A 25885-nucleotide genomic window follows, 5' to 3' on the forward strand; every position below is an offset into this window, starting at 1 on the left:
CGCCATGAGCTTCGAGGCAGGGGAGGTGGCCATGTGGCGGCTTGTGCAGCGCTACACAGGTCAAGTCGGGTATCAGCGTGGGGTGAAGTCCGAAGGGCTGTCCGCCAACCCGCCGGTCATCGATTGCTCGGGATGGACAGCGCTGCTTCTCACGCAAGCCATGCAAGCGGAGAACGAGGCGGCTGGCCGTGAAGTGTTTGGCGCTGACGACATGCTTGCTTTGCAAACGTGGTCGGATAGGATCCTTCACGAGATTGAAACCCGGACCGGCTTCATTCTTGAGGCATGCAAGATCACGGCTGCCAGCCTGCCGCGATGCGCGGCTATCGGGTTGAAGATGGGAGAGCCTGCATGGGCGGCCAATCACCCGCGTCCGCGCGGGATTACGCACATTGTCCAGGTCGTTCGTCGCCCGGACGATGATGCGCCATTCGTTTCCGAGTCCTTCGGTAGTTCATCGCAGCCCGGGATAAGCCTTACACCGCTGGCGGAGTGGTTGGCGCTTGCACAGCCCCGAATTCGGGCCGACGAAATGTGGGCCGTTGACCCGTTCCGGATGGCGGGCAAATTAGCTGATTGAGGTTTGAGGGCACATAGGCCGACGGACCCGCGCAACGGTTCCGCCGGCTTGATCACGCGCTCTAAAGCGCGGTCCCCGGATGCGGCGCGTTTATCGATTTATCCCTCCATCCTGTATTCGATCAAAGCATCTCGGTCACTTCTTGTGGGGATGCGCACAGGCCGACCCTGGAACAGGATCTCGCCTTCATCCGGCCGATGCACGCCCGAGAGAATCTTGATGAGCGTCGACTTGCCCGCGCCGTTGTCACCTAGCAGGCCCACGACTTCGCCGCGTTTGAAGTCCAGGCTCGCGCCTTTGAGCGCATGCACGCCGGAGTACCACTTGTGCAGGTTGCGCACGGCCATCAGCGAGGTCGACGTGCTTAGCGCATCAGCGGCGGCGCCGTCTTCATGCGAACGTAGACCGGTATGGTGAGCCGCGGAGGAGAGTGTGTTCATAGCTGTACCTTCAGATGTCGCGCCGTGCGGCGCATCCATGCGTTGGCGACCACCGCGAAAATTGTCAGGCTGCCGACCGCGAACTTGAACCAGTTGGCATCGACCTGGGTCAGCACGAGTCCGTTATCGATCACGCGAATCAGCAAGGTACCCACCACTGCGCCAAGCGCATTGCCGATCCCGCCTGACAGGGCGGTCCCGCCAATCACCGCAGCCGCCACCACCTCGCCGTTCCTGGCCGGTGACTTGTCAACGCTTCACACCTGCACCAGCTTGATGGCCCGATGAGTTGATGCGATTATCGGGCCAGCCCCGTGGTTACTTTCCTAAAACGTGTAAGGCTCATGCCCGACCTGACCCACCGCCGCAAGACGAGCATGGCCGATATCGCCAAGGCCGCCGACGTCAGCGAAGCAACCGTTGACCGCGTGCTCAACGGCCGCGGCGGCGTTTCGCGCGAGAAGGAGCGGCGCGTGCTCGAATGGGCGCGCAAGCTCAAGATCGATCGGGCGCTCGACGCGGTATCGGTGCGCTGGTTGCGCATTGCGATCCTGTTGCAGCAGCCTGTTGCGCCGTATTACATCTATCTCAAGCAGGGTTTTGAAATCGCCCAGAAGGCATTCGAAGCGCAACGCGTGATCTGCGCGGTGACTTATTTCGACAACCTCGAACCGGCGCGCGTGGTCGAGACCATCAACCGCGCGACGCAGAAGGCCGACGCGCTGATCATCGTCGCGTACGAGCACCCCGACATCACGGCGGCACTGCATCAGGTCAGCCGCGCGATGCCGGTTGTCACGCTTGCCAGCGATTTGCCGGGAACGGGGCGGCTGGCGTATGTGGGGATCGACAATCGCGGCGCGGGACGGGTGGCGGGCGAGCTGATGGGCCGCTTTCTCGGCGATGCGGGAGGCAAGGTGCTCGTGATGACAGGCATGCATGATTTCCTCGGCCATGAAGAACGTGAAAGCGGTTTCCGTTCGGTGCTGCGGCGGCGTTTCCCTAACTGCGACATCGTGGAGACGGTTGAGAGCCGCGAGCAATCGGCGGTCACCGAAAGCCTGACTCGCGACGCCTTCCGGCGCTATCCCGACCTGCGCGGCATCTACAACATTTCAGTCGGCGACGAAGGCGTTGGCGCGGCGCTCCAGGCGCTCGACCGCGTTCGCTCGACGGTGTTCGTGGGCCACGAACTCAACGACATTTCGCGGCGCTTGCTCATTGAAGGAACGCTCGACGCCGTGCTCGACCAGAACCCGGCCGCCGAAGCAATGCGTTCCATCGAAATCATCTTGCGGCACTATCATCGCGACCCCGGCGTGGCGTTGCCGCAGCAGATTCCGGTCACGGTGTTGTTGCGCGAAAACCTTCCACTTAGCGACTAAGCGCCAGCGGCGCGAACGTGTCTTGCGGCGTCAGGCCATTCCAGAGTTCGCGAATCCAGTCACGCATCAGAAGGCCTTCGGCCCAGCGGTCGGTCGTGTCGTTGCCGTCCCGGCCGTTGTCGCGCAACGCACGGGCGGCGCGTGCTCCGCTTTGCCCGGCGCCGATAATCACCATTGCGGGTTGGCGTTTCATGAAGCTGCCTTCGCTTGCGCCGGTAAGCCGAGCAGCACTTCACCCCCTTCAATACGCACGGGGTAAGTCTTCAAATGCACGCAGACGGGCGGGCTTTTGGGCTTGCCGGTGGGAATATCGAAACGTCCCTGATGCAGCGGACATTCAATCTCGCGATTGAGCACGAAACCATCGGCGAGATGCGCGCGTTCATGCGTGCACCAGCCATCCGACGCAAAAAACCCCTCGGCTATGCGATACACCGCGTAACTTGCACCAGCGTGATCGAAGCGGATTACGTCTTCTTCGGCGATCTCGCTGGCAGCGCAGGCGGCGACCCATTCGATGTCATTCGGTTCAACGGCCACAAGAGCCTCCGGATTGTTGGAGTGGTTCGGGTTCAGATGCCCGACTGGGTCGCAAATGAGCCGTGCGGAGTGTTTTCAACCGGCACCTTGCGTTCAATCACATAACCCGGGTCGGAACGCTGTTTCCATAACGCGGGCACCATCTCGCGATACACCGCGTAAAGGCTCGGATAAGCCGGCGGCAACTGATCCTTGATGACTTCGTGCAAACGCGGCAGCGCGTGAAACGGCACCATCGGCAGAAGATGGTGTTCGAGGTGGTAGTTCATGTTCAGGTACAGAAAGCGGAAGACCGGATTGATGTAGACCGTGCGTGTGTTCAGCCGATGGTCTTTCACGTTGACCGCGAGGCCAGCATGTTGCGTCAGGCCGAGCAACTGATGCAGCCAGCCGCCGTAAAAACGGGGCGTCCATACGAACATCAGCGGCAGGAAACTACGGAGCGCAATAGCAAGTCCGATCGTGCCCAGGATCACCAGCAGATAGATGCGGCATGACCAGATCATCTTCGGCTTTTCGGTTGCCGGGAGGAATGCATCGGTAGCGGCATCCACCCGGCCGAATGCATGCCGGACGATCTTGCGGATCTCAAGCGAACTACCCAGCAGTCCGAAGAAATCGACGATGATCGGCCAGACCTTCGTCGGCCGCGCGACCTGAATTTCCGGATCACGCTCCTGAAAATACGTGTGCGTGTGATGCCTCGCATGACTCCAGCGCCACCAGTACCCTTCGCGGATCGTCATGAACGAAGACAGGTGATAGAAGGCGTCGTTGAGCCAGCGGGTCTTGAACGGCGTGCCGTGGGCGAGCTCGTGCCAACGCGCGTCGCTGGACGAATAGATCGTGCCGTAGACCAGGAAGGCCGGCACCGCCCACCACGTGCCCCAGCAGAACGCCGCCACCAGACCGGACGCGAGCAGAAGCAACAGCCACGGTACGAAGTTGCGGAGGCCTTCGGCATCTCTGCGCTTCATCAGCTCTTTCAGAACGGCGCGCGGAATGCGCGGCTGATACCACTGCTGGCCGATACGTTCGTCGAGCGTCGGGTCGGTCAGGCCGGGTTTGGCCGCGTCGCCGCCACTGACGTCGGGAGTCGAGGACATAGGTTGTCTCCTGCTTGATTATGTTCAGGCGATCTTCAAGCGATGTTTGAGCGCTTCCCGTCACTGCCAACTGCTGGACGGCCTTCTTGTTGAGAGAACGATAGATGACCTGCGCTTGCCGCTCACTCAGAAAAATGATGGATTTCCATCAAACACGGCTGCACGCCGCGTCAGCTATGGCTGATCGAAATAGAAATTAGATTCCACAAAATTTGCGTGTGAAATTTCTTTTGCATTGATGAAGGCGGTCTTCCATGCTTCTTTGAACTAGCAGCCGGAGTGCTGCGTTGATCGTCAAGGAGACTGCTGTGAACAGCATGGAAGTCAGTGTGGTGACGCCTGAAGGGGTGGTTGAAGCGCTGCTGCGCGGACCGGGCGCAGTGCGCATTCGCAGATCTGTCCTGCCGGTGACCGCGATCACACAAGCGTCGCGGGATGCGCCTTCGCTGCGTGCCCGCCGGCATAGCTCCCGGCCAATTGACGTAGAACTGGACTGGATACTGGCCAGAGCGGGGCCACGCCCACGAAGTGACGGCGGCAGGGCGGCACACTTCAGTCGTGGGCCTATGCAGGTAGTTCCTGGAACCTGTCGACCATGGCGTCGAGATTGGCAGGAACGCAAAGTTACAGCACGGCAAGCGAGATTGCGTCTCATGACAAGTGTCGTGCGACCGCCATTAGACGGCTGATACTCCGCTGCAGGGTAGTAACGTCCCAAGCATTCGTGTTGCTATGTCCTGCGCGTCAGTCTCCTTGAAGGCCCTGCCCTTCCTCCCACGCAGCCGCTGCGGCCTCGTAGTTGCCTCCGTCGCGACGCCCAACCGCCAGCACGACAATATCCGGTGGATTTTCGCTATCGCGGACCAGGTAGAGCAGCCGGTATCCGACACCCCGCAGCTTGATTTTGTGGCAATCGACGAGCGGCGATCGGAGTTCTGCGCCCGGGACCCTAGGCGTCAACAAACGCTTTTTCAACTCGCTCTTGAACAACGCCTTTGGCGAGCCATCAAGGTCCGCCCAGTCAAACGAGCGCCTTCGGCACGAATCGGATTTCGTGCGCTATCAGATGTCGTCGAGGTTGACCTTGACTGCCCGGCTCACCGACTTGAGGCGGGACTGCATTAGCATTGCCAGTTGCCGCTCATCGTAGAGCTCGGCCATCTGGGCCATGAGCTCAGGCGAGACAGTGTAGAAAGCCGGCCGGTTGTGATTGAGCACGGCCACAGGCTGGCCATGTGCTTCCTCGACTACCTTTCCGGGGTTTTGCTCAAATTGCGAGATGCTGACGGACAGCAGGCTATGAATGTTTTCCATGGCGACACCAGATAGGTCAATAATTTAGACCTGTTTTACACCGTCTTTGGTCAGAAAGCCCTCGTGAGATCAGAGGGTTGTTTGCGCCGCGCCATTTTTCTTTGCCTCCGTTTCGACCCCGGTCCCTCTCCGGGCCAGATTTAATTCGCAAACAACCCTCTCCCTATTCGTGAAATCCCCTACGGACGTTCCGAAATGATATCGCTACCATTCGTCAATTCAAGAGCAATTGGTAACGCTACCAAGGAGAACAAGTTTGTCTTCGAATTTGCCATCAAGCCCCAAGCCCCCCCGCAAGACCCCTGAACAACTGCGCAGCTACCGCTGGTATGGCGTGAACGACCTGCGCTCGTTCGGGCACCGTTCGCGCACGGCGCAGATGGGCTATCACCCATCCGATTACATGGGCAAGCCGGTCATTGCCGTCGTCAATACGTGGAGCGAGCTCAACTCGTGCCATACACACTTCAAGCAACGCGTGGAGGAGGTCAAGCGCGGCGTCTGGCAGGCCGGCGGTTTCCCGGTCGAGATGCCCGTGATGACGCTGGCCGAGCCGTTCCAGAAACCGACGACCATGCTGTATCGAAACTTCCTCGCGATGGAGACTGAGGAATTGCTGAAGTCGTACCAGTTCGACGGCTGCGTGCTGATGGGCGGCTGCGACAAGACCACGCCCGGCCTGCTGATGGGCGCGATCAGCATGAACCTGCCGACAATCTTTCTGCCGGCTGGCCCCATGCTGCGCGGCAACTGGAACGGCCGCACGCTCGGCAGCGGTTCCGACACATGGAAATACTGGGCGGAACTGCGCGCCGGGAAGATTACGGAAGAAGAGTGGAAGGGCATCGAAAGCGGCATTGCGCGCTCGCCGGGCCACTGCATGACCATGGGCACCGCCTCGACCATGACCACCGCCACGGAATCGCTTGGCCTGACGCTGCCTGGATTTTCGTCGATACCCGCAGTCGATTCTCGCCACGCGCAGTTCGCATCGTTGACCGGCCAGCGGATCGTTGAAATGGTCTGGACCGACCAGAAACCATCGGACATCCTGACCGCGAAATCATTCGATAACGCCGTCACCACCGTGCTTTCCATGTCGGGTTCGACGAATGCGATCGTGCATCTGGTGGCGGTCGCGCGCCGGGCGGGTATCGACCTGACAACCGCGCGCTTCGATGAACTCGCGCGCATCACGCCGGTACTCGCGAACCTGCGCCCGGCCGGCAAATACCTGATGGAAGACTTCTTCTACGCAGGCGGTTTGCGCGCGTTGCTCGTTGAACTGGGTAGCCTCATTGACGGCACGCAGATGACGGTGAGCGGAGCGACGCTCGGTGAAAACATCGCGGGCGCGGAGATCTTCGACGAAGACGTGATTCGCAAACGCGCCAACCCGGTGGTGGAACGCGACGGCCTCGCTGTGCTGACCGGCAACCTCGCGCCGGATGGCGCCGTCATCAAGCCGGCCGCGATGGAGCAGCACTTGCTGAAGGCGCGCGGACCGGCCGTCGTATTCAAGGATTACGCCGATATGGCGGCGCGCATCGACAGCGAAGAACTCGACATCACCGAGCAGTCCGTGATCGTGCTGCAACACGCGGGTCCGGTGGGCGCGCCCGGCATGCCGGAGTGGGGCCAGTTGCCGATCCCGCAGAAGCTGCTGAAGCAAGGGGTAAGAGACATGGTGCGGATCTCCGACGCCCGCATGAGCGGCACGAGCTACGGCGCGTGCGTGCTGCATGTGGCGCCGGAATCGTTTGTCGGCGGCCCGCTTGCGCTGGTGAAAGACGGCGACATGATCGAACTCGATGTGCCCGGCCGACGTCTTCATCTCGATGTCAGCGACGAGGAACTCGCCGCCCGGAAGCAAGCGTGGAAGGTGCCGAAACGTCCGTTCGAACGCGGCTTTGGGGTGATGCATCAGCTTCACGTCACGCAGGCAAACAAGGGCTGCGACTTCGATTTCCTGGAGGAGCCGGTGACCGCGTCGTCTGAGACCATGGCAGCGGCAACGAGCGCGCATCGCGACGAACCCGAGATTCACTAACCTTATCCAGAACCTTTCCATGACCTCATCCGATACCCCTGTCAGCAGCGCCGCGCTCGAACTGTTGCGCCACGTCAGCACGGCTACACTCACCACGCAGTTGTTCAAGCGCGGCTTGCGCAACGTGTTTCTGCAAGGCGTCGCCCCGCTTGTCAAACCCGCGCCGGGTGCACCGAACCTGGTTGGACCGGCATTCACGCTGCGCAATATTCCGGCGCGTGAAGACCTCGATCACGTCGGTGTGTTCCAGGACCCTGACCATCCGCAGCGCAAGGCCGTGGAGAGCGCGCCGCCGGGCAGCGTGCTGGTTCAGGACTGTCGCGGCGACCGCTCGGTGGCGTCGGTGGGATCGATTCTCGCGCTCCGGCTGGCGAAGCGCGGCGTGGCGGGCATGGTCTCGGACGGCGCCGTCCGCGACAGCGGCACGATCTCCGACCTCGGCCTGCCGCTGTGGTGCGCGGGCGCGAGCGCGCCGCTGAACCTCGCCAAACATCACGCGGTGGATATGAACGTGCCGATAGCGTGCGGCGGCGTGGCAGTGTATCCGGGCGATATTGTCGTCGCCGATGTGGATGGCGTCGTAATCGTGCCGCACGAAATGGCGGAAGATGTGGCGCGCGATGCGGCCGAGCAGGAGCAGCTGGAAATCTTCATCTCACAGCGTATTGATGAAGGCAGGCCGTTGCGCGGCACCTATCCACCGAATGAAGAAACGCTCGCAGCCTACGCGCAATGGCGCGCGCAAAAACAATAACGATGTTCGACCTATAACGGCTCGCTGACACGCAGCGGGCGCAGGAGACGCAGTGAATACTGTTCCGCATGCGATAGATGAAATTCCGTTGATCAACCGGCTGGCATTCAGGCTGATGCCGCTGCTTGGCCTGCTGTACCTGATTGCGTATATCGATCGTTCCAATATCAGCTTCGCCAAGTTGCAGATGCTGGGCAGTCTCGGCTTGAGCGAAGTGGCGTATGGACTGGGCGCGTCGTTGTTTTTCATCGGCTACCTGATCTTCGAAGTGCCGAGCAACGTGCTGCTGCACAAGTACGGCGCACCGCGCTGGATCGCACGGATCATGCTGACGTGGGGCATTGTTACCGTGCTGCTCGCGTTCACGAAAAACGCCACAACGTTCTACGTGCTGCGCTTCCTGCTCGGCGCTTCCGAAGCCGGGCTTTATCCCGGCGTGATCTATTACCTGACGTTGTGGTTTCCGTCGCGGCACCGGGTGCGGATGCTGGGGTATTTCACGGTGGGCAGCAGCCTGGGCAACATGGTGGGCGCGCCTATTTGCGGCTGGCTGCTGGACAAGGGCGGGCTTCTTGGCCTGCAAGGCTGGCAGCTCGTGTTCATCGTCACGGGCATACCGTCCATTCTCCTGACCGCCGTCGTGCTGCTGTATTTGCCCGAGTCTCCGCTCAAGGCGAAATTCATGTCGGATGCCGAAAAGAAATGGCTGGCCGATACGCTCGACAACGAACGCACCCTCGCGGCGCAAACCGAAGCGGGCAAGACAAACTTCCTGAGCGTGTTGACGGAACCGCGCGTGATTGGTATGGCGTTGTACTACATGATGCTGTCCATGTCTGTGTATGGCGTGAGCTACTGGCTGCCGACGCTGGTCAAGGGCTTCGGTGTCAGCAATACCGTCAACGGTCTGATCAACATCGTGCCGTGGCTGCTCGCGACTATCGTGCTGGTGTGGTTGCCTTCGAAGTTGCGCGCAGCCGACCGGACGATGACCGCGATGCTCTGTGCGTCGGCGCTCGGCGTGATGTTCTTTCTCGGCAGCGTGTTCCTGCCGACCAACACGCTGCGTTTCATTGCGTTGAGTCTTGGAGCGCCTTGTATGTATTTGCTGCTGCCGTGTTTCTGGACGCTGCCGCCGAAGTTCCTGACCGGCGCGCGCGCCGCGGCGGGAATTGCGGCGATCAATTCGCTGGGTAACGTGGGCGGTTTTATTGCGCAGAACCTCGTGCCGTGGGTCCGGCAGGTGAGCGGCAGCACGAAGGCGCCCATGCTGATTCCTGCGGCATGCCTCTTTACGTTCGGTGTTGTCACGCTGATCTTGATTCGGCGTAACCGTCATGACGGTACGCAGGAGGCGGGCAATCGGAGGAGGGTGGAAGCGACCTAGAATTGTTCCTGCGACAAGGCTCGGCCTGCGTTGACTACAATACCCGCAATAGCCACGCCGAGCCTTCCTCACTCAAGCAAACCATGCCGAACGACAAGCCGACAGACTTTCCTATCGACACCCCGGACGAAGCTCCGAGCGCTCCGCCCAAGCGCTCGCGCGGCGGTCCGAAAGGGTTGCGCATTACCGATGTCGCGGCTGTCGCGGGTGTCTCGCCTATCACGGTTTCACGGGTTTTCAACAACCCGGAATCGGTTGCGCCGGAAACGCTCGAACGCGTTCGTCAGGTCGTGCAGAAGCTTGGATACGTGCCTAACCGGTTGGCGGGCGGCTTGTCGTCGTCGAAGTCGCGGCTGATCGCGGCGATTGTCCCGACCATCTCGCACTCGTTGTTCTCCGAGACCGTTCAGGTGTTCAGCGAGACCATGTCGAAGGCCGGTTATCAGGTACTGCTCGCGTTGAGCAGCTACAGCGATTCAAACGAGGAAACGCTGCTCGACGCCGTGTTGAGCCGGCGCCCGGAAGGGGTGTTGCTGACGGGCGTCGCGCATACGGATTCGTTGCGCGAGAGGCTGCGCAATGTCGGTATTCCGATTGTGGAAACGTGGGACATGACTGAGACGCCGATCGATATGCTCGTCGGTTTCTCGCACTATCAGGTAGGCGTTGCGGTTGCGGAGCGGTTCCTTGCGCGAGGCGTTTCGCATCCCGGCCTGGTATCGGCCAACGACGATCGCGCGATTGCACGTATCACCGGTTTTCGTGAGCGCCTGGTGCGCGCCGGAATTCACGATATAGCGGAGGTGATTGTCGCGCCGCCGAGTTCGGTGGCCATCGGCAAGGCAGCGTTGCCCAAGCTGCTGGAGCAGACGTCATCACTCGATGCGGTTTTCTGCGGCTCGGACCTGCTTGCTATCGGCGTGCTTGGAGAGGCCAAACGCCGGGGTATCGACGTACCTTCTCAACTGGCCATCTGCGGCTTTGGCGATCTGGAGTTCGCTTCGGAAACCAGCCCGCAATTGACGACCGTACGCGTGGACGGCAAGCGTATTGGCATAAACGCGGCGCGCTGTTTGTTAGAGCGCCTGAAAGGCGTGAAGGAAGCGAATGTGATTGATATCGGCTTTCAAATTGTCGAGCGGCAGACGGTTTGAGTTGGGTTAGCCGCCCTAAGCCACGATAAGCCGCCCTAAGCCGCCCTAAGCCGCCCTAAGCCCCCACCTTATCCGCGAGATCATTGAAGTCACGCGTGACCACGTCCCAGTCCGCTTCGGCTGTCAGGTCCGTGGTCTGCCCTGGCCCATGTTCCGTCGGGCGCGCGACAAACGCCGTCTTGTACCCGCATTGCCTTGCTGCCGCGAGATCGCTGTTGTGCGCAGCGACCAGGCACATTTGTTCCGGCTGAAGGCCCAGGACATCGGCGGTTCGCAAATACGCTTCGGGCATCGGCTTGTACGCCTGTACGACTTCCGCACCCAGAATTGCGTCCCACGGAATACCGGCGCGTTTCGCCATGTCCAGCATCAGGATAATGTTGCCATTCGAAAGCGGCGCAATGATGTGCCTGGCTTTGAGCCGCGTGAGGCCGCTGAGCGAATCGGGCCATGGATCCAGCCGATGCCATGCCCGGTTCAGTTCATCCAGTTCCTCGGCCGGAATGCGGGAGGGATCGATTCCGTAGTCCGCCAGCACGGCCAGCAGGTTCTCCCGATGCAACACGTCGAGCCGGACAAACGTTCTCCTGCCGCTGCGCACTTCTTCCATGGCGGGGCCATACCGGCGACGCCACGCATCGGCGAATTCCAGAGGCTCGACGCCGCTGATCCCATGCCGCGCGAGAAACGGTGCAGCGTCACGCGCGACGCCGCTGCGCCAATCCACAACCGTGCCGAATACATCGAATACGAATGCTTTTACCAAGCCGCTCAATGCCATCGCTTCCCTCTCTCGTTTGCTCCCACGCCAAGGGTTAGAACCAACATATTGCACAAGAAATTCGCGGCGCGTCACTGTTCCGTTTCAACACGTTTTTCGACGCGGGTGTTCCGAAACGGAACGATTGATCACCCTCTGCGCCAAGCGAAAAACCCGCTCAGCCTCTGCTTATGTACAAGACGCCCATTGGCACGCATCTGGCAAGCATGTTCCTACCGGTCAAGGCAATCATCGCCGCGACGGTCATTCTCACCGACATGCGAGGAGCACGCACATGAATCACGCCGAGATGCAATTTTTGAACACCGATTTCCCGTATAAAAAGCAGTATGGCAACTTCATCGGTGGTCAATGGGTCAAGCCGGTAGGTGGTGAGTATTTCGATAATATTTCGCCGATCACGGGCGAACCGTTCACGTCCATCCCGCGCTCGCGCGAAGCTGATATTGAACTAGCACTCGATGCCGCGCATAAAGCCAAGACCGCCTGGGGCAAGACCTCGCCCGCCGAGCGAGCGAACATCCTGAACAAGATCGCCGACCGGATGGAAGCGAACCTGACGCGCATCGCTGTGGCGGAAACCATCGACAATGGCAAGCCGCTGCGCGAAACCATGGCCGCGGATATCCCGCTGGCGATCGATCATTTCCGCTATTTCGCCGGTTGTGTGCGGGCTCAGGAAGGCTCGATTTCGCAGATCGATGAAGACACGGTTGCGTACCACTTCCATGAGCCGCTAGGCGTGGTGGGACAGATCATTCCGTGGAACTTCCCGATCCTGATGGCGGTGTGGAAACTGGCGCCTGCGCTGGCCGCCGGCAATTGCGTCGTGCTCAAGCCCGCTGAGCAGACGCCCGCTTCGCTGCTGGTGCTGATCGAGTTGATCGAAGATCTATTGCCGGCCGGCGTACTGAACGTGGTCAATGGCTTTGGGCTGGAGGCGGGTAAACCGCTGGCATCGAACAAGCGGATTGCGAAGATTGCGTTCACCGGCGAGACCACGACTGGCCGCCTGATCATGCAATACGCCAGCCAGAACCTGATTCCGGTGACGCTTGAACTCGGTGGCAAGAGCCCGAACATTTTCTTCGCCGATGTCATGAACGCCGACGACAGCTACTTCGACAAGGCGCTGGAAGGCTTCGCCATGTTCGCGTTGAACCAGGGCGAGGTCTGCACGTGCCCGTCGCGCGTGTTGATTGAAGAAAGCATCTATGACCGCTTCATGGAACGCGCGCTCAAGCGCGTGGCGGCGATCAGCCAGGGACATCCGCTCGATTCGAAGACAATGATCGGCGCGCAAGCCTCGCAGGAGCAGCTTGAAAAGATCCTGTCGTATATCGATCTCGGCAAGCAGGAGGGCGCTGAATGCCTGATTGGCGGCGAACGCAATGCGCTCGACGGCGAGTTGAAAAACGGCTATTACGTTAAGCCGACCGTCTTCCGCGGTCACAACAAGATGCGCATCTTCCAGGAGGAAATCTTCGGGCCGGTGGTGTCGGTGACAACGTTCAAGGACGAAGCGCAGGCTCTGGAAATCGCCAATGACACGCTCTATGGCCTCGGTGCGGGCGTGTGGACGCGCGATGGTACGAGAGCCTACCGTTTCGGCCGCGACATCCAGGCTGGGCGCGTGTGGACCAATTGCTATCACGCATATCCGGCGCATGCGGCGTTTGGCGGTTACAAGCAATCGGGCATTGGCCGGGAGAATCACAAGATGATGCTCGACCACTATCAGCAGACGAAAAACCTGCTGGTGAGTTATAGCCAGAAGCCGCTCGGTTTCTTCTGATCGAAGCGGTTGTTTGATCTGAATGGCGGGCCGCTTTTGCGGCTCGCCCTATTGCCCGTTCAGTGGAAACCCTTATGACCGAAGAAGAAGTTTCGCGCGTGGTCGCCACGCCGGCGGCGATCGAGTTGATCGAGACGCTGAAGGCCGAACACGGGCAGGTGTTGTTCCACCAGTCCGGCGGTTGTTGCGACGGCAGCGCACCCATGTGTTTCCCGGTCTCCGACTTCATGGTCGGTTCGTCGGATGTGAAGCTTGGCGAGATAGCCGGCGTGCCGTTCTACATGAGCGAATCGCAATTCGGGTACTGGCAGCACACGCAGTTGATCATCGACTGCGTGCCGGGCAATGGCGGCATGTTTTCGCTGGAACGCCCCAGCGGGTTGCGTTTTCTGACGCGATCACGTCTTTTCGACGACACCGAATCTGCCTGGCTCGAACGTCATCCGGTGGAGCGCGTCACTGGTTAAACGTAGGGTTAAACACGGAGTCAAGCACGGTAGCAGTGGTACATTGTCGCGATCGACCACGCGACGGGCGGAGCTTGTGAGACGCTCCCTCCGCGAATGCTGGCGGAGGAGACAATGGTTATGAACCCGGTTTCTATCGACCGTTCAAGCGGATCAGGTCTATCCGCGCTGCTGGTTGGCGACCCCGCCGGCCGTATGGAAGGGCTGGATATCATCAGGCAATCGCACGAACGTTCCCGCAGCTTCGGCCTGACGGACACCATGCGTCCCGATTACGGCGTGCTCGGCGAAACCGATCTCATACTCAAGCGCGAGCAGAACCGCGCGCTCTGCACGCATGCGCTGCCCGTCATAGAAACGCTCTACGGGCAGATCGCCAATACGCACAGCATGGTCGTACTGACCGACTCCCAAGGGCTGATCCTGCATTCGCTCGGCGACGACGATTTCCTCGCCCGCGCCGACCGTGTCGCACTGCGTCCCGGCGCGCTATGGAGCGAACAGCAGCAGGGCACCAACGCCATAGGCACGGCCATTGCCGCGGGCGACGCCACCATGGTTTTCGGCGATCAGCATTACCTGCGCGCGAACCGGTTTCTCGCGTGTTCCAGCGTGCCGATTCTCGATCCCTTCGGCGAACTGCTGGGTGTTCTCGATGTAACCGGCGATTGCCGCGGTCATAGCCGCCACACGATGGCGCTCGCTAAGATGTCCGCGCAGATGATCGAGAACCATTTGTTCACGAGCGCTTTTCCCGAAGCATTGCGAATCCATTTTCACGGGCGCCCCGAATTCATCGGCACGTTGATGGAAGGCCTTGCCGCGTTCAGGGCCGATGGCCGGTTTTTATCGGCGAATCGCAGTGCACAATTTCAATTCGGCTTGCCGCTGGCTTCGTTGCGCGCGCATAGCTTGTCGTCGTTGTTCAACGTCTCGTCGGGTGAACTGATCGACCGGATTCGCAGCAGCGCGGGTGCGCCCGTCGAACGCACGATTTCGCTGCGGCTGCATAGCGGCGTCAACGTATTTGCGAGCGTGGACCTGAGGCGCTCGGCGGCCGTCGCACTCTCGGCAGATACGCACGATGTCACCGACGTCGTCCCGAGCAAACGCATGCCGGAACCGCAGCCGAAGCTCTCCGGCCTGCGTTACCTGATGACCGGCGACGCGCAGGTCGCAGCACTTGTTGAACGGGTGCGCAAGGTGATCGGTAAAAACATTCCGATTCTTATCGGCGGCGAGACGGGCACCGGCAAAGATGTCCTGGCGAGCGCAGTGCATCGTGATTCACCGCGCAGTGGAGGGCCTTTCGTTGCCGTGAATTGCGCGTCGATACCTGACACGTTGATTGAAGCGGAGTTGTTCGGTTACGAGGAAGGGGCCTTCACGGGAGCATCGAAGCGCGGTGCTTGCGGCAAGATTCTGCAAGCTGATGGCGGAACCTTGTTCCTCGATGAAATCGGCGATATGCCGTTCTCATTGCAAAGCCGTTTGCTTCGCGTGCTGCAAGAGCGCACGGTGACACCGCTTGGCAGTACGCGGGCCGTGCCCGTGGATTTCGCGCTGATCTGCGCGAGCAATCGCAACCTGCGCGAACGCGTCACTGCGGGAGAGTTTCGCGAGGATCTCTATTACCGGATCAACGGCTTGCTCGTGACGCTGCCGCCGCTGCGCCAGCGCACCGATCTGGCCATGACCGTCGAAAAAATTCTGCGCGGCGAGCGTGCGACCGGTACGACTATCAGGGTTTCACCCGAGGTGCTGGCGGCGTTCATGCGGCATTCGTGGCCCGGAAACTTCCGCCAACTCGCGAACGTGCTGAGGACCGCATGCGCGATGCTCGACGACGATGAAACGTGTATCGGCCTGGACCATCTGCCGCAAGATTTCTTCGATGACGAGCGTGATGCCGGGATATCGGCGACGCCGACGAAGGACAGCGTGCGCCTGGACGATCTCGCGTTGTCGGCTGTCGCGGCAGCGCTTGAGACACACGCGGGCAACGTCTCGGCGGCGGCGCGAATGCTTGGCGTATCGCGTAACACGCTCTATCGGAAGATGGCGGCGCTCGACGAAACGCGGCGCCGGTAACGTCGCCGTCGGGTGAGACGAACGTCTCAGCAACATCGATGGTGCAATGCAGTGTGATCTCCCGGAATACGCGTGCTAAAACGTCACCATGCGTTTAGTTTTCGGGTGGCAGCGTGTCATGAATGGCGCAAGCGCACCGAATCCGCCGGAGGCTCTTCATGCCGTATGTTTCGCAGACCAGACACATCGATCGCGTGCGCAACGTGATAGAAGGCCGCATGAGCAGCCCCGGTGCCGATGCGTCGCGGCTCGCGTCTTCGTACAGGCGGTCGCTGGAGCAATATCATCTCGACCCGGGCGCGACCATGGGTCCACGCATCCTGACCGTTCCCGAATTGCGCGATGTCCAGCAGCGCGAGGAAACCGTGCTGCGTGCGTCCGGTCAATGTCTTTCGCGACTGCATGAAACCGTACGCGAAGCCGACTACTGCGTGATGCTGACCGATGCCGCGGGCGTCACTATTGACTACCGGGTGGATCGTGATCGCCGCCACGAATTCAAGCGCGCGGGTTTGTATCCCGGTTCGTGCTGGTCCGAGCGCGAAGAGGGGACATGCGGCGTGGCGTCAGTGCTGCTCGACGCCGAGGCAATCACCGTTCACAAGACCGACCACTTTCGTGCGGCATTCACTACGCTGACGTGTAGCGCATCGCCTATTTTCGGTGTGCAAGGCGAGTTGATCGGCGTGCTGGATGCATCCGCGGTGCGTTCGCCCGAAGAGCGCGAAAGCCAGCGACTGGTCAACCATATTGTTCGGCAAAGCGCGTTGCTGATTGAGGACGGCTTCTTTCTCAACGCGACCACGCATTGCTGGGTCTTGCTCGCGCACCGTAGCCGGCACTATGTTGAGGCGCAGCCGGAAATACTTATCGCGTTCGACGCTCGCGGTTACGCGATTGCAGCGAACCGGCGGGCGAAGGAATGTGTGCCGGGACTGGATCAGTTGCCGCGCCATGTCTCCGAACTCTTCGATATCCGCGCAGAACGCCTGCTCGACGCACGCCCCGGCCGCGATCTCATATCGTTCAGATTGATCGGCTCGGGCTCGCCGCTGCATGCGCGTGTCAGGCAACCTGTCATGCGCGTTTCCCGAAGCCCGGCGCCGACACCGCGCGAAGCCATTAAACCAGCGACCCAACCCGAGTTGTCGGAAGGCGAAACGCTGGAACGCGCTCGCATTGTTGCCGCCATGACCGATGCGAAATGGCGGCCCGTCATAGCGGCGCAGGCGCTGGGCATATCGCGTGCGACCTTGTACCGGCGCATGGCAAAGTTTGGAATAGTGGCGCCCCACAGGCGCTAGCAGCAAACAGGTGTTTTTATTTTAGCGGGCAAAGAACCCGCCTTTTTTAATCGATACCAGTCGATAGTTAGTGATCCGTATTTCATGGAGGAGCGACCATGTCTGAGAAGAACCCGAACCAAACCATCTCCAACATCCTGGAGGCATTCGAAGCCGCGCTCAAGAGCGGCGACACCGCGGCGGCCGTCGCGCTATTCCAGCCCGATGGCTATTGGCGCGACCTTGTCGCGTTCACCTGGAACATCAAGACCATGGAAGGCCGCGAGCAGATTGCCGCGATGCTGGATTCTCAGTTGGCCACGGTCAAGCCGTCGAAGCTGAAGATTGCCGATAACGAAACGGCGACCGAAGGGGATGGTGTGACGCAAGCGTGGATCACGTTCGAGACCGGCGTTGCGCGCGGCACCGGTTTTATCCGCGTGAAGGACGGGAAGATCTGGACGCTGCTCACGACCATGACCGAACTGAAGGGCCACGAAGAACCGAAGGGCTTCAAGCGGCCGATGGGCGCCGAGCACGGCGCGCGTACCAACCGCACCAGCTGGAAGGAGAATCGCCAGACTGAACTGGAGACGCTGGGTTATGACAAGCAGCCGTATTGCCTGGTCGTGGGCGGCGGGCAGGGCGGCATTGCGTTAGGTGCGCGGCTGCGGCAACTGGGCGTGCCGGCAATCATTGTCGATAAGAACGAGCGGCCCGGAGATGCCTGGCGTGCTCGTTATAAAACGCTGTGCCTGCATGATCCGGTCTGGTATGACCACATGCCGTACCTGCCGTTCCCGGACAACTGGCCGGTGTTTTCGCCGAAGGACAAGATTGGCGACTGGCTCGAGATGTACACGAAAGTGATGGAGCTGAACTACTGGGGGTCGACCACGTGCAAGTCCGCCCAATACGATGAAACTGCGGGCGAGTGGATCGTGGAGGTCGAGCGTGGTGGAGAAATGCTGACGCTTCGACCGAAGCAACTCGTGCTGGCAACCGGCATGTCGGGTAAGCCGAATCTGCCGAAGTTCAAGGGCATGGATGTGTTCAAGGGCGAGCAGCATCATTCGTCGAAACATCCCGGACCGGACGCTTACAAGGGCAAGAAAGTGGTTGTGATCGGCGCCAACAATTCCGCACACGATATATGCGGCGCGCTGTGGGAAGCGGGTGTGGACGTGACCATGGTGCAGCGTTCATCCACGCATATAGTGAAGTCTGATTCGCTTATGGATCTGGCGCTGGGCGATCTTTACTCCGAGCGCGCGGTGGCGGCGGGCATGACAACCATGAAGGCCGACCTGACGTTCGCATCCATTCCGTACAAGATCCTGCACGAGTTCCAGATCCCCGTTTATAAAGCGATCAAGGAGCGTGATGCCGAGTTTTATGACCGGCTGGAGAAGCGCGGTTTCATGCTCGATTTCGGCGATGACGACTCGGGACTCTTCATGAAATATCTGCGGCGCGGGTCGGGTTATTACATCGATGTGGGTGCGGCGGACCTGGTTGCAGACGGCAAGATCAAGCTGAAGAGCGGAGTCGATGTCGCGGAGTTGAAGGAGCATTCGGTCGTGCTCAGCGACGGCAGCGAACTTGAAGCGGATCTGGTTGTGTACGCGACCGGTTATGGATCGATGAACGGCTGGGCTGCGGATCTCATCTCGCGCGAGGTGGCGGACAAGGTGGGCAAGGTGTGGGGATTGGGATCGAATACGACCAAGGACCCGGGGCCGTGGGAAGGCGAGCAGCGCAACATGTGGAAACCTACGCAGCAGCAGGCATTGTGGTTCCATGGCGGGAATTTGCACCAGTCGCGGCATTACTCGCAGTATTTATCGCTGCAACTGAAGGCGCGGATGGAGGGGATTCCAACGCCGGTGTTCGGGTTGCAGGAGGTGCATCATTTGTCGTGATGCCGGGCTGTGGCCGGCGGTGGTCGATTGTTTATCGATTGCTGCCGGACACGCGCCAGGAGTGGGAGGCCGCTAGCGGTGGGACGGTCAAGTTGGCTTTTACGTTGCACGAAGTAGTAATCTTCGTTATTGGATAGGGAACAAGGGCAATACGATCAACTGACAATACAACTTGAGCAACTTGAGGAGCCGAGCCAATGGGAAGCACCAGCGCAGTTGTGGCGGCCGCGGTCGCCTTCGTAGGCGGGCATTTTCTCTTGTCGCATCCGCTGCGCAAGCGTTTGGTCGACGCAATTGGCGAAACCGGGTTCCAGGGCGCCTATTCGGTGGTCGCAATCCTGACGTTCGGCTGGATGATCCTGGCGTACCGCCGTGCGCCCCTGACTGCGCCGCTATGGCCGGCAGGAAATGTTCTCTGGGCGATTGTGACCGTAGTCATGCTTATCGCGTCAATCCTCTTGATGGGTTCTCTGATCCGCAACCCGGCGCTTCCCACTGGCGGCCGGCCCGCCGCATTCCCGGAAACGGCGCGCGGCGTGTTCGCGGTGACACGCCACCCGATGAATTGGTCGTTCGCCCTTTGGGGGCTGTGCCACATCGCAGTGTTCCCGGTGACCAAGAGCATCATCGTCGCAACGGCTATCGTCATTCTCGCGCTCGTTGGCTCCGCATTGCTGGACCGGAAGAAGGAGCGGCTGCAACCCGATCTCTGGCCCGTATGGGAGTCGAAGACGAGCTACGTGCCATTTGCGGCGATCGCCGCCGGCCGTGCGCGGCTGGGCGGGTTCGGCCCGCACGCGATCTTGGGCGGCCTCCTCGTCTGGCTCGTATCGACCTGGGCTCATCTCCCACTTGCGGGTTGGGCCGCAGGCATCTGGCGCTGGCTGTAGCCGCATTTGCAGCGACGTTATGTCTATACGTAGCGCATCTCTTCGAGATCGGCGATCAGTCCCGGACCCGTTGGCCGCCATGCCAGTCGTTCCTGCGTGAGCGCGCTGGATGCTGGCATGTCCCGGCCGACGAATGGACCGAGCCAATCGAAATGCGCGGATGCATCTGCCGCGGCAATGCTCTTGACCGGTACGTTCAGGCCACGGCCAATGACTTCAGCGATCGTCCGCAGCGGTATGCCTTCTTCGGCGACCGCATGGTATCGGCTGCCTGCCACGCCTTTTTGCAACGCCAGAATGTAGAGGCGGGCTGCGTCGCTGAGGTGCACTGCAGCCCAGCGGTTGAGTCCGTCGTCGACATAGGCAGAAACGCCCTTCTCTCGAGCCAGTTCAATCATTGGGCTGATGAGCCCCTGCTTAACGGGATTGTGGACTTGCGGAAGGCGCACCACCGACACGTTGACGCCACGCTGTGCTAGCGCAACAGCGGCTACCTCCGACTCCTTGCGGGGGTTCGGCTGATCGGGATTAAAGTTGTCTTCAATAGCGGGCTTGCCGTGCGCGGAGGCACCCAGCATGGCAACGGAGGTAATGACAAAAGGGCGGTCCGAGCCGTGCAGCGTGGAACCCATTGCTTCAACGGCTTGCCGGTCTGCCTCACAGTTCGCCAGGAACTTCGAAAAGTCGTGATTGAAAGCCGTGTGGATGACCCCGTCCGCCAGCTCTGCGCCGCGGCGCAGGCTGTCGAGATCCTCAATATCGCCACGGTGCACTTCGGCTCCAACGGAGGCGAGCGACCGGGCACCCTCCTCCGAGCGCGTCAGTCCAAGCACCCGATGGCCGGCGTTGATGAGTTCGCGAACAATGGCCGTACCCAGAAAACCGGTGGCGCCGGTAACAAAAATACGCATGATGAATTCGCCTTTACGTGGGTTGAGGGCTGCAGTCGCAGTCCAACGATGTCTACTGTAGGTTCTGCCCGTGATACGATCAATGTCGTATAGTCCGTATTTTTGGATCAATCGTCCGGAAATCGTATGGACCCACTCTCAGACCTGTTGTCTTTGCTGAAACCTCGGAGCCTTGTATCGGGCGGTGTTGCAATGAGCCGCAACAGGGCGATTCAATGGCCAAAACATGACGGCATCAAATGCTATGCCGTGGTCTCCGGTCAATGCTGGCTATCGGTGGATGGCGTTACCGATCCTGTGCTTCTCACGGCTGGCGAGTGCTACGTGTTGCCGCCGGGGCCACCTTTCCGCCTTGCCACTGACCTCTCGGTAAAACCGGTTGACTACCAACTGCTGCGCGTAGCGGGGGGATTGAGTACCGATATCTCCGGCAGCGAAGGAGAGGGTTGTTATCTCGTCGGCGGCCACTTTCTACTCACCGGTGGCCACGCCGACATGCTGTTGGGCTCGCTGCCGCCTATCGTGCATATCCGCAAGGACCTGGATAAGGCGGCGATGCGCTGGTCGCTGGAGCGCATGACCGAAGAGGTACGCGACCGGCAACCGGGAGGATCTTTGATCGCACAGCAACTCGCCTACATGATGCTGGTTCAAGCACTGCGGCTGCACCTGGCCGACAGTGGGAGTGCAGGCGTTGGCTGGCTCTTCGCTTTGGCGGATAAACAGATGAGCGCAGCACTCACCTGCATGCACGACGACCCGGGACATCCGTGGACGTTACAGACGCTGGCCGCGCGTATAGGCATTTCGCGCTCGAATTTTGCGCTGCGCTTCAAGGAGACGGTTGGAACTTCACCCATGGAATACCTGACACGCTGGCGAATGCTGTTGGCATGCGATCGGTTGAAGAATTCAGGCGACTCGATTCCTCGTATTGCCGCGTCACTGGGCTACGAGTCCGAAAGCGCGTTCGGCAAGGCTTTCAAACGCGTCATAGGCTGTTCGCCGAGGCAGCATAGCCGGCAGACCACGCCTGCTACGTCGCCGCCACTGGTCGGGGTTGGACTTTGATTTGAGCAATGGTTGCTGCAAGAGACCCGGTTTTGACTTGATCTGATGACAGTCACCTCACCTGGCTAAACCAGGTTCGAAAGGACGCGCGGGAATCCATCCACGGACTCGACCTGCCGGGAGGCGATCGCCTTTGGAAGTCTTGTTCACCGCTGCGTACTCAGGTGTTGTCCCGGTTACTAACCCCCCGTTCGTGGTGTGACAATCGATCAGTAACTTACCACCCCATGGTGCTGTTGCCGTGCGCATCAATCGCCGCTCAACCAAAATGGAACGGACCATGCATCGCCATATCTATCTTGCGGCTATTCCCGTTGCCTTTGCTGCGGGCTTGTTTGTGTCTCACCTGAGCACGCCGGCCCGAGCTCAGGCGCCGGATAACAAGGTCACGGCGCAAATCATAGATCTGACGGCGTTGACTGATGCTGATCTCGGCGCACAGATTCCGAACATGGGAACCTTGCGTTCAAAGGGCGTGGTAGTGACACCGAACGGAACCATTGCGGTGCAGACAGGCAACGTGCCCAGGCATACTCACATGGGCTCCGACGAAATCCAGTATGTGATTTCGGGAAACGGCACTTTCTGGCTTGGAAACGAGCAGCGCCAGATTCACCCCGGGGACCTGATCATTATCCCGAAGGGGACGGCCCATGCCGGAGCCCAGCCGACAAGTGGGGAGTTCAAGGTCCTCTCGATCAAATTGCCGCCGCAAGCTCCGGGCGACATGCAAATGGTGCCCTGAGACGCGGGGCGCGGTACTGGAGAGTTGACACGCGTTTTTCGCGGCAGAGTAGCCACGATGTCCGGTTCGAACGACCAGTTCTGGTCAAGTTCGCACCATAATGAATATTTATAGAGGAATCCGAACAGACAATTAGTCGGCCTGAACCCACCGGCCAGAATCCGGGCACACAATGACCCGTGCGCCGTTCAGCCGGACTTGCTCTTCATCCAGTTGCAGCGCGGTTGAAGGGGAGGTGTCCAAGGTAATCCCAAGTGCGTGGCCAACATGGGCGTCTTCAATGGGGAGTTCCCACGTCAGGAATATTTGGGTCCAATCCTGGTCCGGCGCGAAGTCGGCCGCACTAAAACCGCTGCTGTGGCGTTGAATGACGCCATGAGGTCGGCCGGTATCGAATATCACAGCCGTACCCCGGGTCAAAGGGATTCGATGACCTGTTGAGGGGAAATGCAAGTCCAGACCCTTGTCTTCGCTCATGAAGAGATTGCAAAAGGCCGAACCGCCATATTGCGCACCGTCATGGTGGTACTTCGCGCCGCGGCAGGCCATGAGCGCTACGTCGCTGGAGGCAAGCACCTCGGGCAGTCCAAGCGCGCGTGTCCAGTCGGACGCCGCTTGTACGCAGCGCTTATAGTCCGGCCAGCGCGCTCGTGCTCGTGCCAAAGGCAGTTCCTCGACGTCTCCGGGTTCCAGGACCAGGCGCGTCGCTATCTCCCTTTCCCAATCCGCAAGCAGACGTGCAGAGGGCACAGGCACGTCGACCGTGCCGGTCAGCACGATGTCACTCACGCCGCGACTGCGGATGGCGTCGCCGCTCCAGAAATAGGAAGTGAGGATGTCCCGCATTCGATGCCGTTGAGGAAGGTAACTCATCCATTGTAATAGGGCTGCCCGCGCAAGCAGCGGGTGATTTTCTGGGGCGTTGACAATCGGTAGTGCTTGGCGAGCCTTGCTCTATCCCTTCGATACCTATCGTCCAGTTTATTGTGCCGCTTGTATCAACGGCGCGTCAGCATCTCGTCGGCTACGCCCTGAAATTCTTGCTACATAATGGGTGTTGTCAAGCGGTGGCTTAGCTGTAGATCCTTTCGTATTAATTCGCCCTATGCACTCCATTGACGGCGACTTTTACCCCGGCGTGTTTTCCACCGTAGAATTGTATCGATAACTAAATCCACTAAAGGTCAGGGCGGGTCGTGCCGTTATCAATACCGTATCGTTGGTCGAACACAGCGGGGTAAGCGATGCTATCCATGCGGTCATTCCAGCGCGGGCTGGTCCTGAGCATCGTTCTTGCCGGTCTTGGCGCCGGCGGAGAGGCTGCATCCCAGGTCCCGCCGGCGGGTAACGCCGGGCAGGGACGAGTCTTCTTTCAGCAAAATTGCGCCATGTGCCACGCTGACAGCCTGGGGCCTGGAAATGCAGCGATCACGCGTCAAGGCCCCAGTCTCGTGGGTGTTTTTGGCCGGCGCGCCGGTTCTCTCCCGAACTTCAACTTTACCCGCGGCTTGAGCGGGTTAGGCGTGACCTGGGATTCAACGACCCTGGAGCGCTTCCTCGCGAGTCCAATGGCGATTGCGCCGGGCACCACCATGCCCGTTTCCGTCGACGATCCCAGCGATCGCCGCAACGTGATTGCTTACCTCTCCACCCTGACGCTTCCGGCTCAGGCATCCACAACCGCCAACCTAACGTCCGCTCCTTCGCCTGAAACCGACCCCGGCGATTGGCGTCATGCCGCCCCGGGTGTCAAGCATCACATCACGCTGGCGGATTTGCCCGCACCCTATAGCACCACTTCGTCAGGAAACGGTCCGGAAGTGGTGAAGCAGCCCGCCAATGTCTCGTTGTCTGTTCCGCCGGGGTTCAAGGTCCGGCTGTTTGCGAAGGGTCTGTCGAATCCGCGCATAGTGCGCGTCGCGCCCAACGGAGATATCTTTGTTGCGGAGACGGCCTCGAATCGCATCAGGGTATTGCGTGCCGCTGACGGAGCGGAGACGCCATCCGACAATCAGATATTTGCCGATGGCCTGGACCGGCCCTTCGGCATCGCCTTTTATCCATCGGGAAACCATCCGCAATGGATCTACGTGGCGAACAACAACTCGATTGTCCGTTTCCCGTATAAGAGTGGAGACCTTAAGGCGAGTGGCACGGCGCAGGTCGTCGTGCCACATCTGACGGACAGCAGGGGCGGCCATAGCACGCGCGATGTGGCCTTTTCGCTGGACGGCAAACGCATGTTCATTTCCGTTGGTTCCGGGTCGAACGTCGCCGAAGGCATGAGCAAAAAGAGTCCCGCAGACATCGCCCGTTGGGACGCCGAACACGGACAGGGTGCGGGATGGGATGCTGAAACGAATCGCGCCACCATTCTCGTGACTGACCCCGAAGGCCATGAACCTCTCCACACCTTTGCGACGGGTATTCGCAATGGCGCAGGAATCGCAGTGGATCCGAACACGGGCGAGTTGTGGACTTCAACGAACGAGCGCGATGGCCTGGGCGATGATCTGGTGCCGGACTACGTCACCCGCGTGAAAGCGGGCGGATTCTATGGTTGGCCCTGGTACTACATGGGTGACCACGAAGATCCTCGCCACGCCGGCGAGCGCCCCGATCTTGCCGGGAAGACGATCACCCCGGACGTTTTACTGCAGTCGCATTCGGCTCCGTTAGAGATGTGCTTCTATTCGGCGACAACGGGCGCGGCAGCGTTTCCGGCCGAGTATCGCGGAGATGTTTTCGTGGCCTCCCACGGCTCATGGAACCGAAGTTCGCGCACCGGTTATAAGGTGATGCGTGTGCGTCTTGATCACGGAGTTCCGACCGGCGAGTACGAGGATTTTCTCACCGGTTTCGTGGTGAACGAACATAGCGTGTGGGGCAGACCCGTGGGCGTAGCTGTTGCTCACGACGGAGCGCTGCTCGTGACCGAAGACGGCAACGACACATTGTGGCGCGTCGCCTATACGGGTCGTTAACAAATCAAGGTCGTCGGCGGCCTACGCGCAGTCACGCTGTCGCACGGCTCGTCTTGCCAAGCGACCGCTAGCTGATCAAGTCCCCCTTCTATAGTGGAACCTGACCATCGCGATTTTGTGGAGCGCTTCTGGAGCGTGCTTAGCGCCATCCGTTCGGACGATACTGTTTCTATGGAACCGACCCATCGAAAAAAATCTGGCATTCTATGTCGACCTCAAAACACGAACGCAGCCA

General features: G+C 60.1%; 25 protein-coding genes. 15 read left to right on the forward strand and 10 right to left on the reverse strand.

What is annotated here, in order from left to right:
- The first annotated feature begins 4 nt into the window (after nucleotides 1-4).
- Nucleotides 5-580, forward strand: coding sequence for a hypothetical protein (locus AWB69_RS16505; protein ID WP_156528871.1), 576 nt, complete (start codon nucleotides 5-7; stop codon nucleotides 578-580).
- A gap of 98 nt (nucleotides 581-678) precedes the next feature.
- Here the strand turns inward: AWB69_RS16505 and AWB69_RS50350 are convergent, their stop codons facing one another.
- Entirely contained in the window at nucleotides 679-1020 is a 342-nt protein-coding gene (locus AWB69_RS50350) for an ATP-binding cassette domain-containing protein (RefSeq protein ID WP_062086534.1), read from the reverse strand.
- Nucleotides 1017-1244, reverse strand: a complete 228-nt coding sequence (locus AWB69_RS16515) for an ABC transporter permease (protein ID WP_062086536.1) — start codon at nucleotides 1242-1244, stop codon at nucleotides 1017-1019. Before AWB69_RS16515 ends, AWB69_RS50350 begins: the two co-directional genes overlap by 4 nt.
- A gap of 120 nt (nucleotides 1245-1364) precedes the next feature.
- Here AWB69_RS16515 and AWB69_RS16520 point away from each other — a divergent pair, with 120 nt between their 5' ends.
- A complete protein-coding gene (locus AWB69_RS16520) occupies nucleotides 1365-2405 on the forward strand; it encodes a LacI family DNA-binding transcriptional regulator (RefSeq protein ID WP_062086538.1) in 1041 nt (346 codons plus the stop codon).
- Here AWB69_RS16520 and AWB69_RS16525 read toward each other — a convergent pair.
- From AWB69_RS16525 to AWB69_RS16545, 5 genes are all read right to left on the reverse strand, one after another.
- Nucleotides 2395-2598 (reverse strand): hypothetical protein, encoded by a 204-nt coding sequence (locus AWB69_RS16525; RefSeq protein ID WP_062086540.1) that lies wholly within the window; start codon nucleotides 2596-2598, stop codon nucleotides 2395-2397. The genes AWB69_RS16520 and AWB69_RS16525 overlap by 11 nt on opposite strands.
- Complete coding sequence (locus AWB69_RS16530) at nucleotides 2595-2945, reverse strand: non-heme iron oxygenase ferredoxin subunit (RefSeq protein WP_062086542.1); 351 nt, start codon at nucleotides 2943-2945, stop codon at nucleotides 2595-2597. Before AWB69_RS16530 ends, AWB69_RS16525 begins: the two co-directional genes overlap by 4 nt.
- A 32-nt stretch (nucleotides 2946-2977) precedes the next feature.
- On the reverse strand, nucleotides 2978-4051 hold the full coding sequence (locus AWB69_RS16535; protein ID WP_062086544.1) for a fatty acid desaturase: 1074 nt from the start codon (nucleotides 4049-4051) through the stop codon (nucleotides 2978-2980).
- Between the two features lie 744 nt (nucleotides 4052-4795).
- Complete coding sequence (locus AWB69_RS16540; RefSeq protein WP_197500252.1) at nucleotides 4796-5014, reverse strand: type II toxin-antitoxin system RelE family toxin; 219 nt, start codon at nucleotides 5012-5014, stop codon at nucleotides 4796-4798.
- A 99-nt stretch (nucleotides 5015-5113) separates the two neighbouring features.
- A complete protein-coding gene (locus AWB69_RS16545; protein WP_062086546.1) occupies nucleotides 5114-5365 on the reverse strand; it encodes a type II toxin-antitoxin system Phd/YefM family antitoxin in 252 nt (83 codons plus the stop codon).
- A 256-nt stretch (nucleotides 5366-5621) separates the two neighbouring features.
- Between AWB69_RS16545 and araD the strand changes: the two genes are divergently transcribed.
- The 4 genes from araD to AWB69_RS16565 all read left to right on the forward strand — a co-directional run bounded on the left by araD (nucleotide 5622) and on the right by AWB69_RS16565 (nucleotide 10710).
- On the forward strand, nucleotides 5622-7415 hold the full coding sequence (gene araD, locus AWB69_RS16550) for an L-arabinonate dehydratase (protein ID WP_407923043.1): 1794 nt from the start codon (nucleotides 5622-5624) through the stop codon (nucleotides 7413-7415).
- Nucleotides 7416-7434: 19 nt separating this feature from the next.
- Nucleotides 7435-8169, forward strand: coding sequence for a ribonuclease activity regulator RraA (locus AWB69_RS16555; protein ID WP_062086548.1), 735 nt, complete (start codon nucleotides 7435-7437; stop codon nucleotides 8167-8169).
- A 52-nt stretch (nucleotides 8170-8221) separates the two neighbouring features.
- On the forward strand, nucleotides 8222-9556 hold the full coding sequence (locus AWB69_RS16560) for an MFS transporter (protein WP_062086550.1): 1335 nt from the start codon (nucleotides 8222-8224) through the stop codon (nucleotides 9554-9556).
- A gap of 83 nt (nucleotides 9557-9639) precedes the next feature.
- Nucleotides 9640-10710 (forward strand): LacI family DNA-binding transcriptional regulator, encoded by a 1071-nt coding sequence (locus tag AWB69_RS16565; RefSeq protein WP_062086606.1) that lies wholly within the window; start codon nucleotides 9640-9642, stop codon nucleotides 10708-10710.
- A gap of 55 nt (nucleotides 10711-10765) precedes the next feature.
- Here AWB69_RS16565 and AWB69_RS16570 read toward each other — a convergent pair whose 3' ends face one another.
- Nucleotides 10766-11491: a haloacid dehalogenase type II gene (locus AWB69_RS16570; RefSeq protein WP_062086552.1), complete on the reverse strand. Its 726-nt coding sequence runs from the start codon at nucleotides 11489-11491 to the stop codon at nucleotides 10766-10768.
- A gap of 274 nt (nucleotides 11492-11765) precedes the next feature.
- Here AWB69_RS16570 and adh point away from each other — a divergent pair, with 274 nt between their 5' ends.
- From adh to AWB69_RS16600, 6 genes are all read left to right on the forward strand, one after another.
- On the forward strand, nucleotides 11766-13286 hold the full coding sequence (gene adh, locus AWB69_RS16575; RefSeq protein ID WP_062086554.1) for an aldehyde dehydrogenase: 1521 nt from the start codon (nucleotides 11766-11768) through the stop codon (nucleotides 13284-13286).
- A 74-nt stretch (nucleotides 13287-13360) separates the two neighbouring features.
- Nucleotides 13361-13753 carry a DUF779 domain-containing protein gene (locus AWB69_RS16580; protein ID WP_062086556.1) on the forward strand — a complete coding sequence of 131 codons (393 nt, stop codon included), beginning with the start codon at nucleotides 13361-13363 and terminating at the stop codon, nucleotides 13751-13753.
- A 195-nt stretch (nucleotides 13754-13948) separates the two neighbouring features.
- Nucleotides 13949-15844, forward strand: a complete 1896-nt coding sequence (locus AWB69_RS16585; RefSeq protein WP_156528876.1) for a sigma-54-dependent Fis family transcriptional regulator — start codon at nucleotides 13949-13951, stop codon at nucleotides 15842-15844.
- A 158-nt stretch (nucleotides 15845-16002) separates the two neighbouring features.
- The gene (locus tag AWB69_RS16590; RefSeq protein ID WP_062086560.1) at nucleotides 16003-17148 is read left to right on the forward strand and encodes a sigma-54-dependent Fis family transcriptional regulator; all 1146 of its coding nucleotides are present in this window, start codon (nucleotides 16003-16005) and stop codon (nucleotides 17146-17148) included.
- A gap of 98 nt (nucleotides 17149-17246) precedes the next feature.
- Nucleotides 17247-19049, forward strand: coding sequence for an NAD(P)/FAD-dependent oxidoreductase (locus AWB69_RS16595; RefSeq protein ID WP_062086562.1), 1803 nt, complete (start codon nucleotides 17247-17249; stop codon nucleotides 19047-19049).
- Between the two features lie 197 nt (nucleotides 19050-19246).
- The gene (locus tag AWB69_RS16600) at nucleotides 19247-19939 is read left to right on the forward strand and encodes an NnrU family protein (RefSeq protein ID WP_062086564.1); all 693 of its coding nucleotides are present in this window, start codon (nucleotides 19247-19249) and stop codon (nucleotides 19937-19939) included.
- 23 nt (nucleotides 19940-19962) lie between these two features.
- Here the strand turns inward: AWB69_RS16600 and AWB69_RS16605 are convergent, their stop codons facing one another.
- Nucleotides 19963-20850: an SDR family oxidoreductase gene (locus AWB69_RS16605; RefSeq protein ID WP_062086566.1), complete on the reverse strand. Its 888-nt coding sequence runs from the start codon at nucleotides 20848-20850 to the stop codon at nucleotides 19963-19965.
- Between the two features lie 126 nt (nucleotides 20851-20976).
- Here AWB69_RS16605 and AWB69_RS16610 point away from each other — a divergent pair, with 126 nt between their 5' ends.
- Together AWB69_RS16610 and AWB69_RS16615 are read left to right on the forward strand one after the other, a co-directional pair.
- On the forward strand, nucleotides 20977-21921 hold the full coding sequence (locus AWB69_RS16610; protein ID WP_062086568.1) for an AraC family transcriptional regulator: 945 nt from the start codon (nucleotides 20977-20979) through the stop codon (nucleotides 21919-21921).
- A gap of 241 nt (nucleotides 21922-22162) precedes the next feature.
- Entirely contained in the window at nucleotides 22163-22666 is a 504-nt protein-coding gene (locus AWB69_RS16615; RefSeq protein ID WP_231937132.1) for a cupin domain-containing protein, read from the forward strand.
- 132 nt (nucleotides 22667-22798) lie between these two features.
- Here AWB69_RS16615 and AWB69_RS16620 read toward each other — a convergent pair whose 3' ends face one another.
- A complete protein-coding gene (locus tag AWB69_RS16620; protein ID WP_231937133.1) occupies nucleotides 22799-23512 on the reverse strand; it encodes a hypothetical protein in 714 nt (237 codons plus the stop codon).
- Between the two features lie 407 nt (nucleotides 23513-23919).
- On the opposite strand from AWB69_RS16620, the gene AWB69_RS16625 reads away from it, so the two are divergent.
- Nucleotides 23920-25650 carry a PQQ-dependent sugar dehydrogenase gene (locus AWB69_RS16625; protein ID WP_082913436.1) on the forward strand — a complete coding sequence of 577 codons (1731 nt, stop codon included), beginning with the start codon at nucleotides 23920-23922 and terminating at the stop codon, nucleotides 25648-25650.
- Nucleotides 25651-25885 lie beyond the last annotated feature (235 nt).

It is taken from the genome of Caballeronia udeis (assembly GCF_001544555.2).
GTDB lineage: Bacteria > Pseudomonadota > Gammaproteobacteria > Burkholderiales > Burkholderiaceae > Caballeronia > Caballeronia udeis.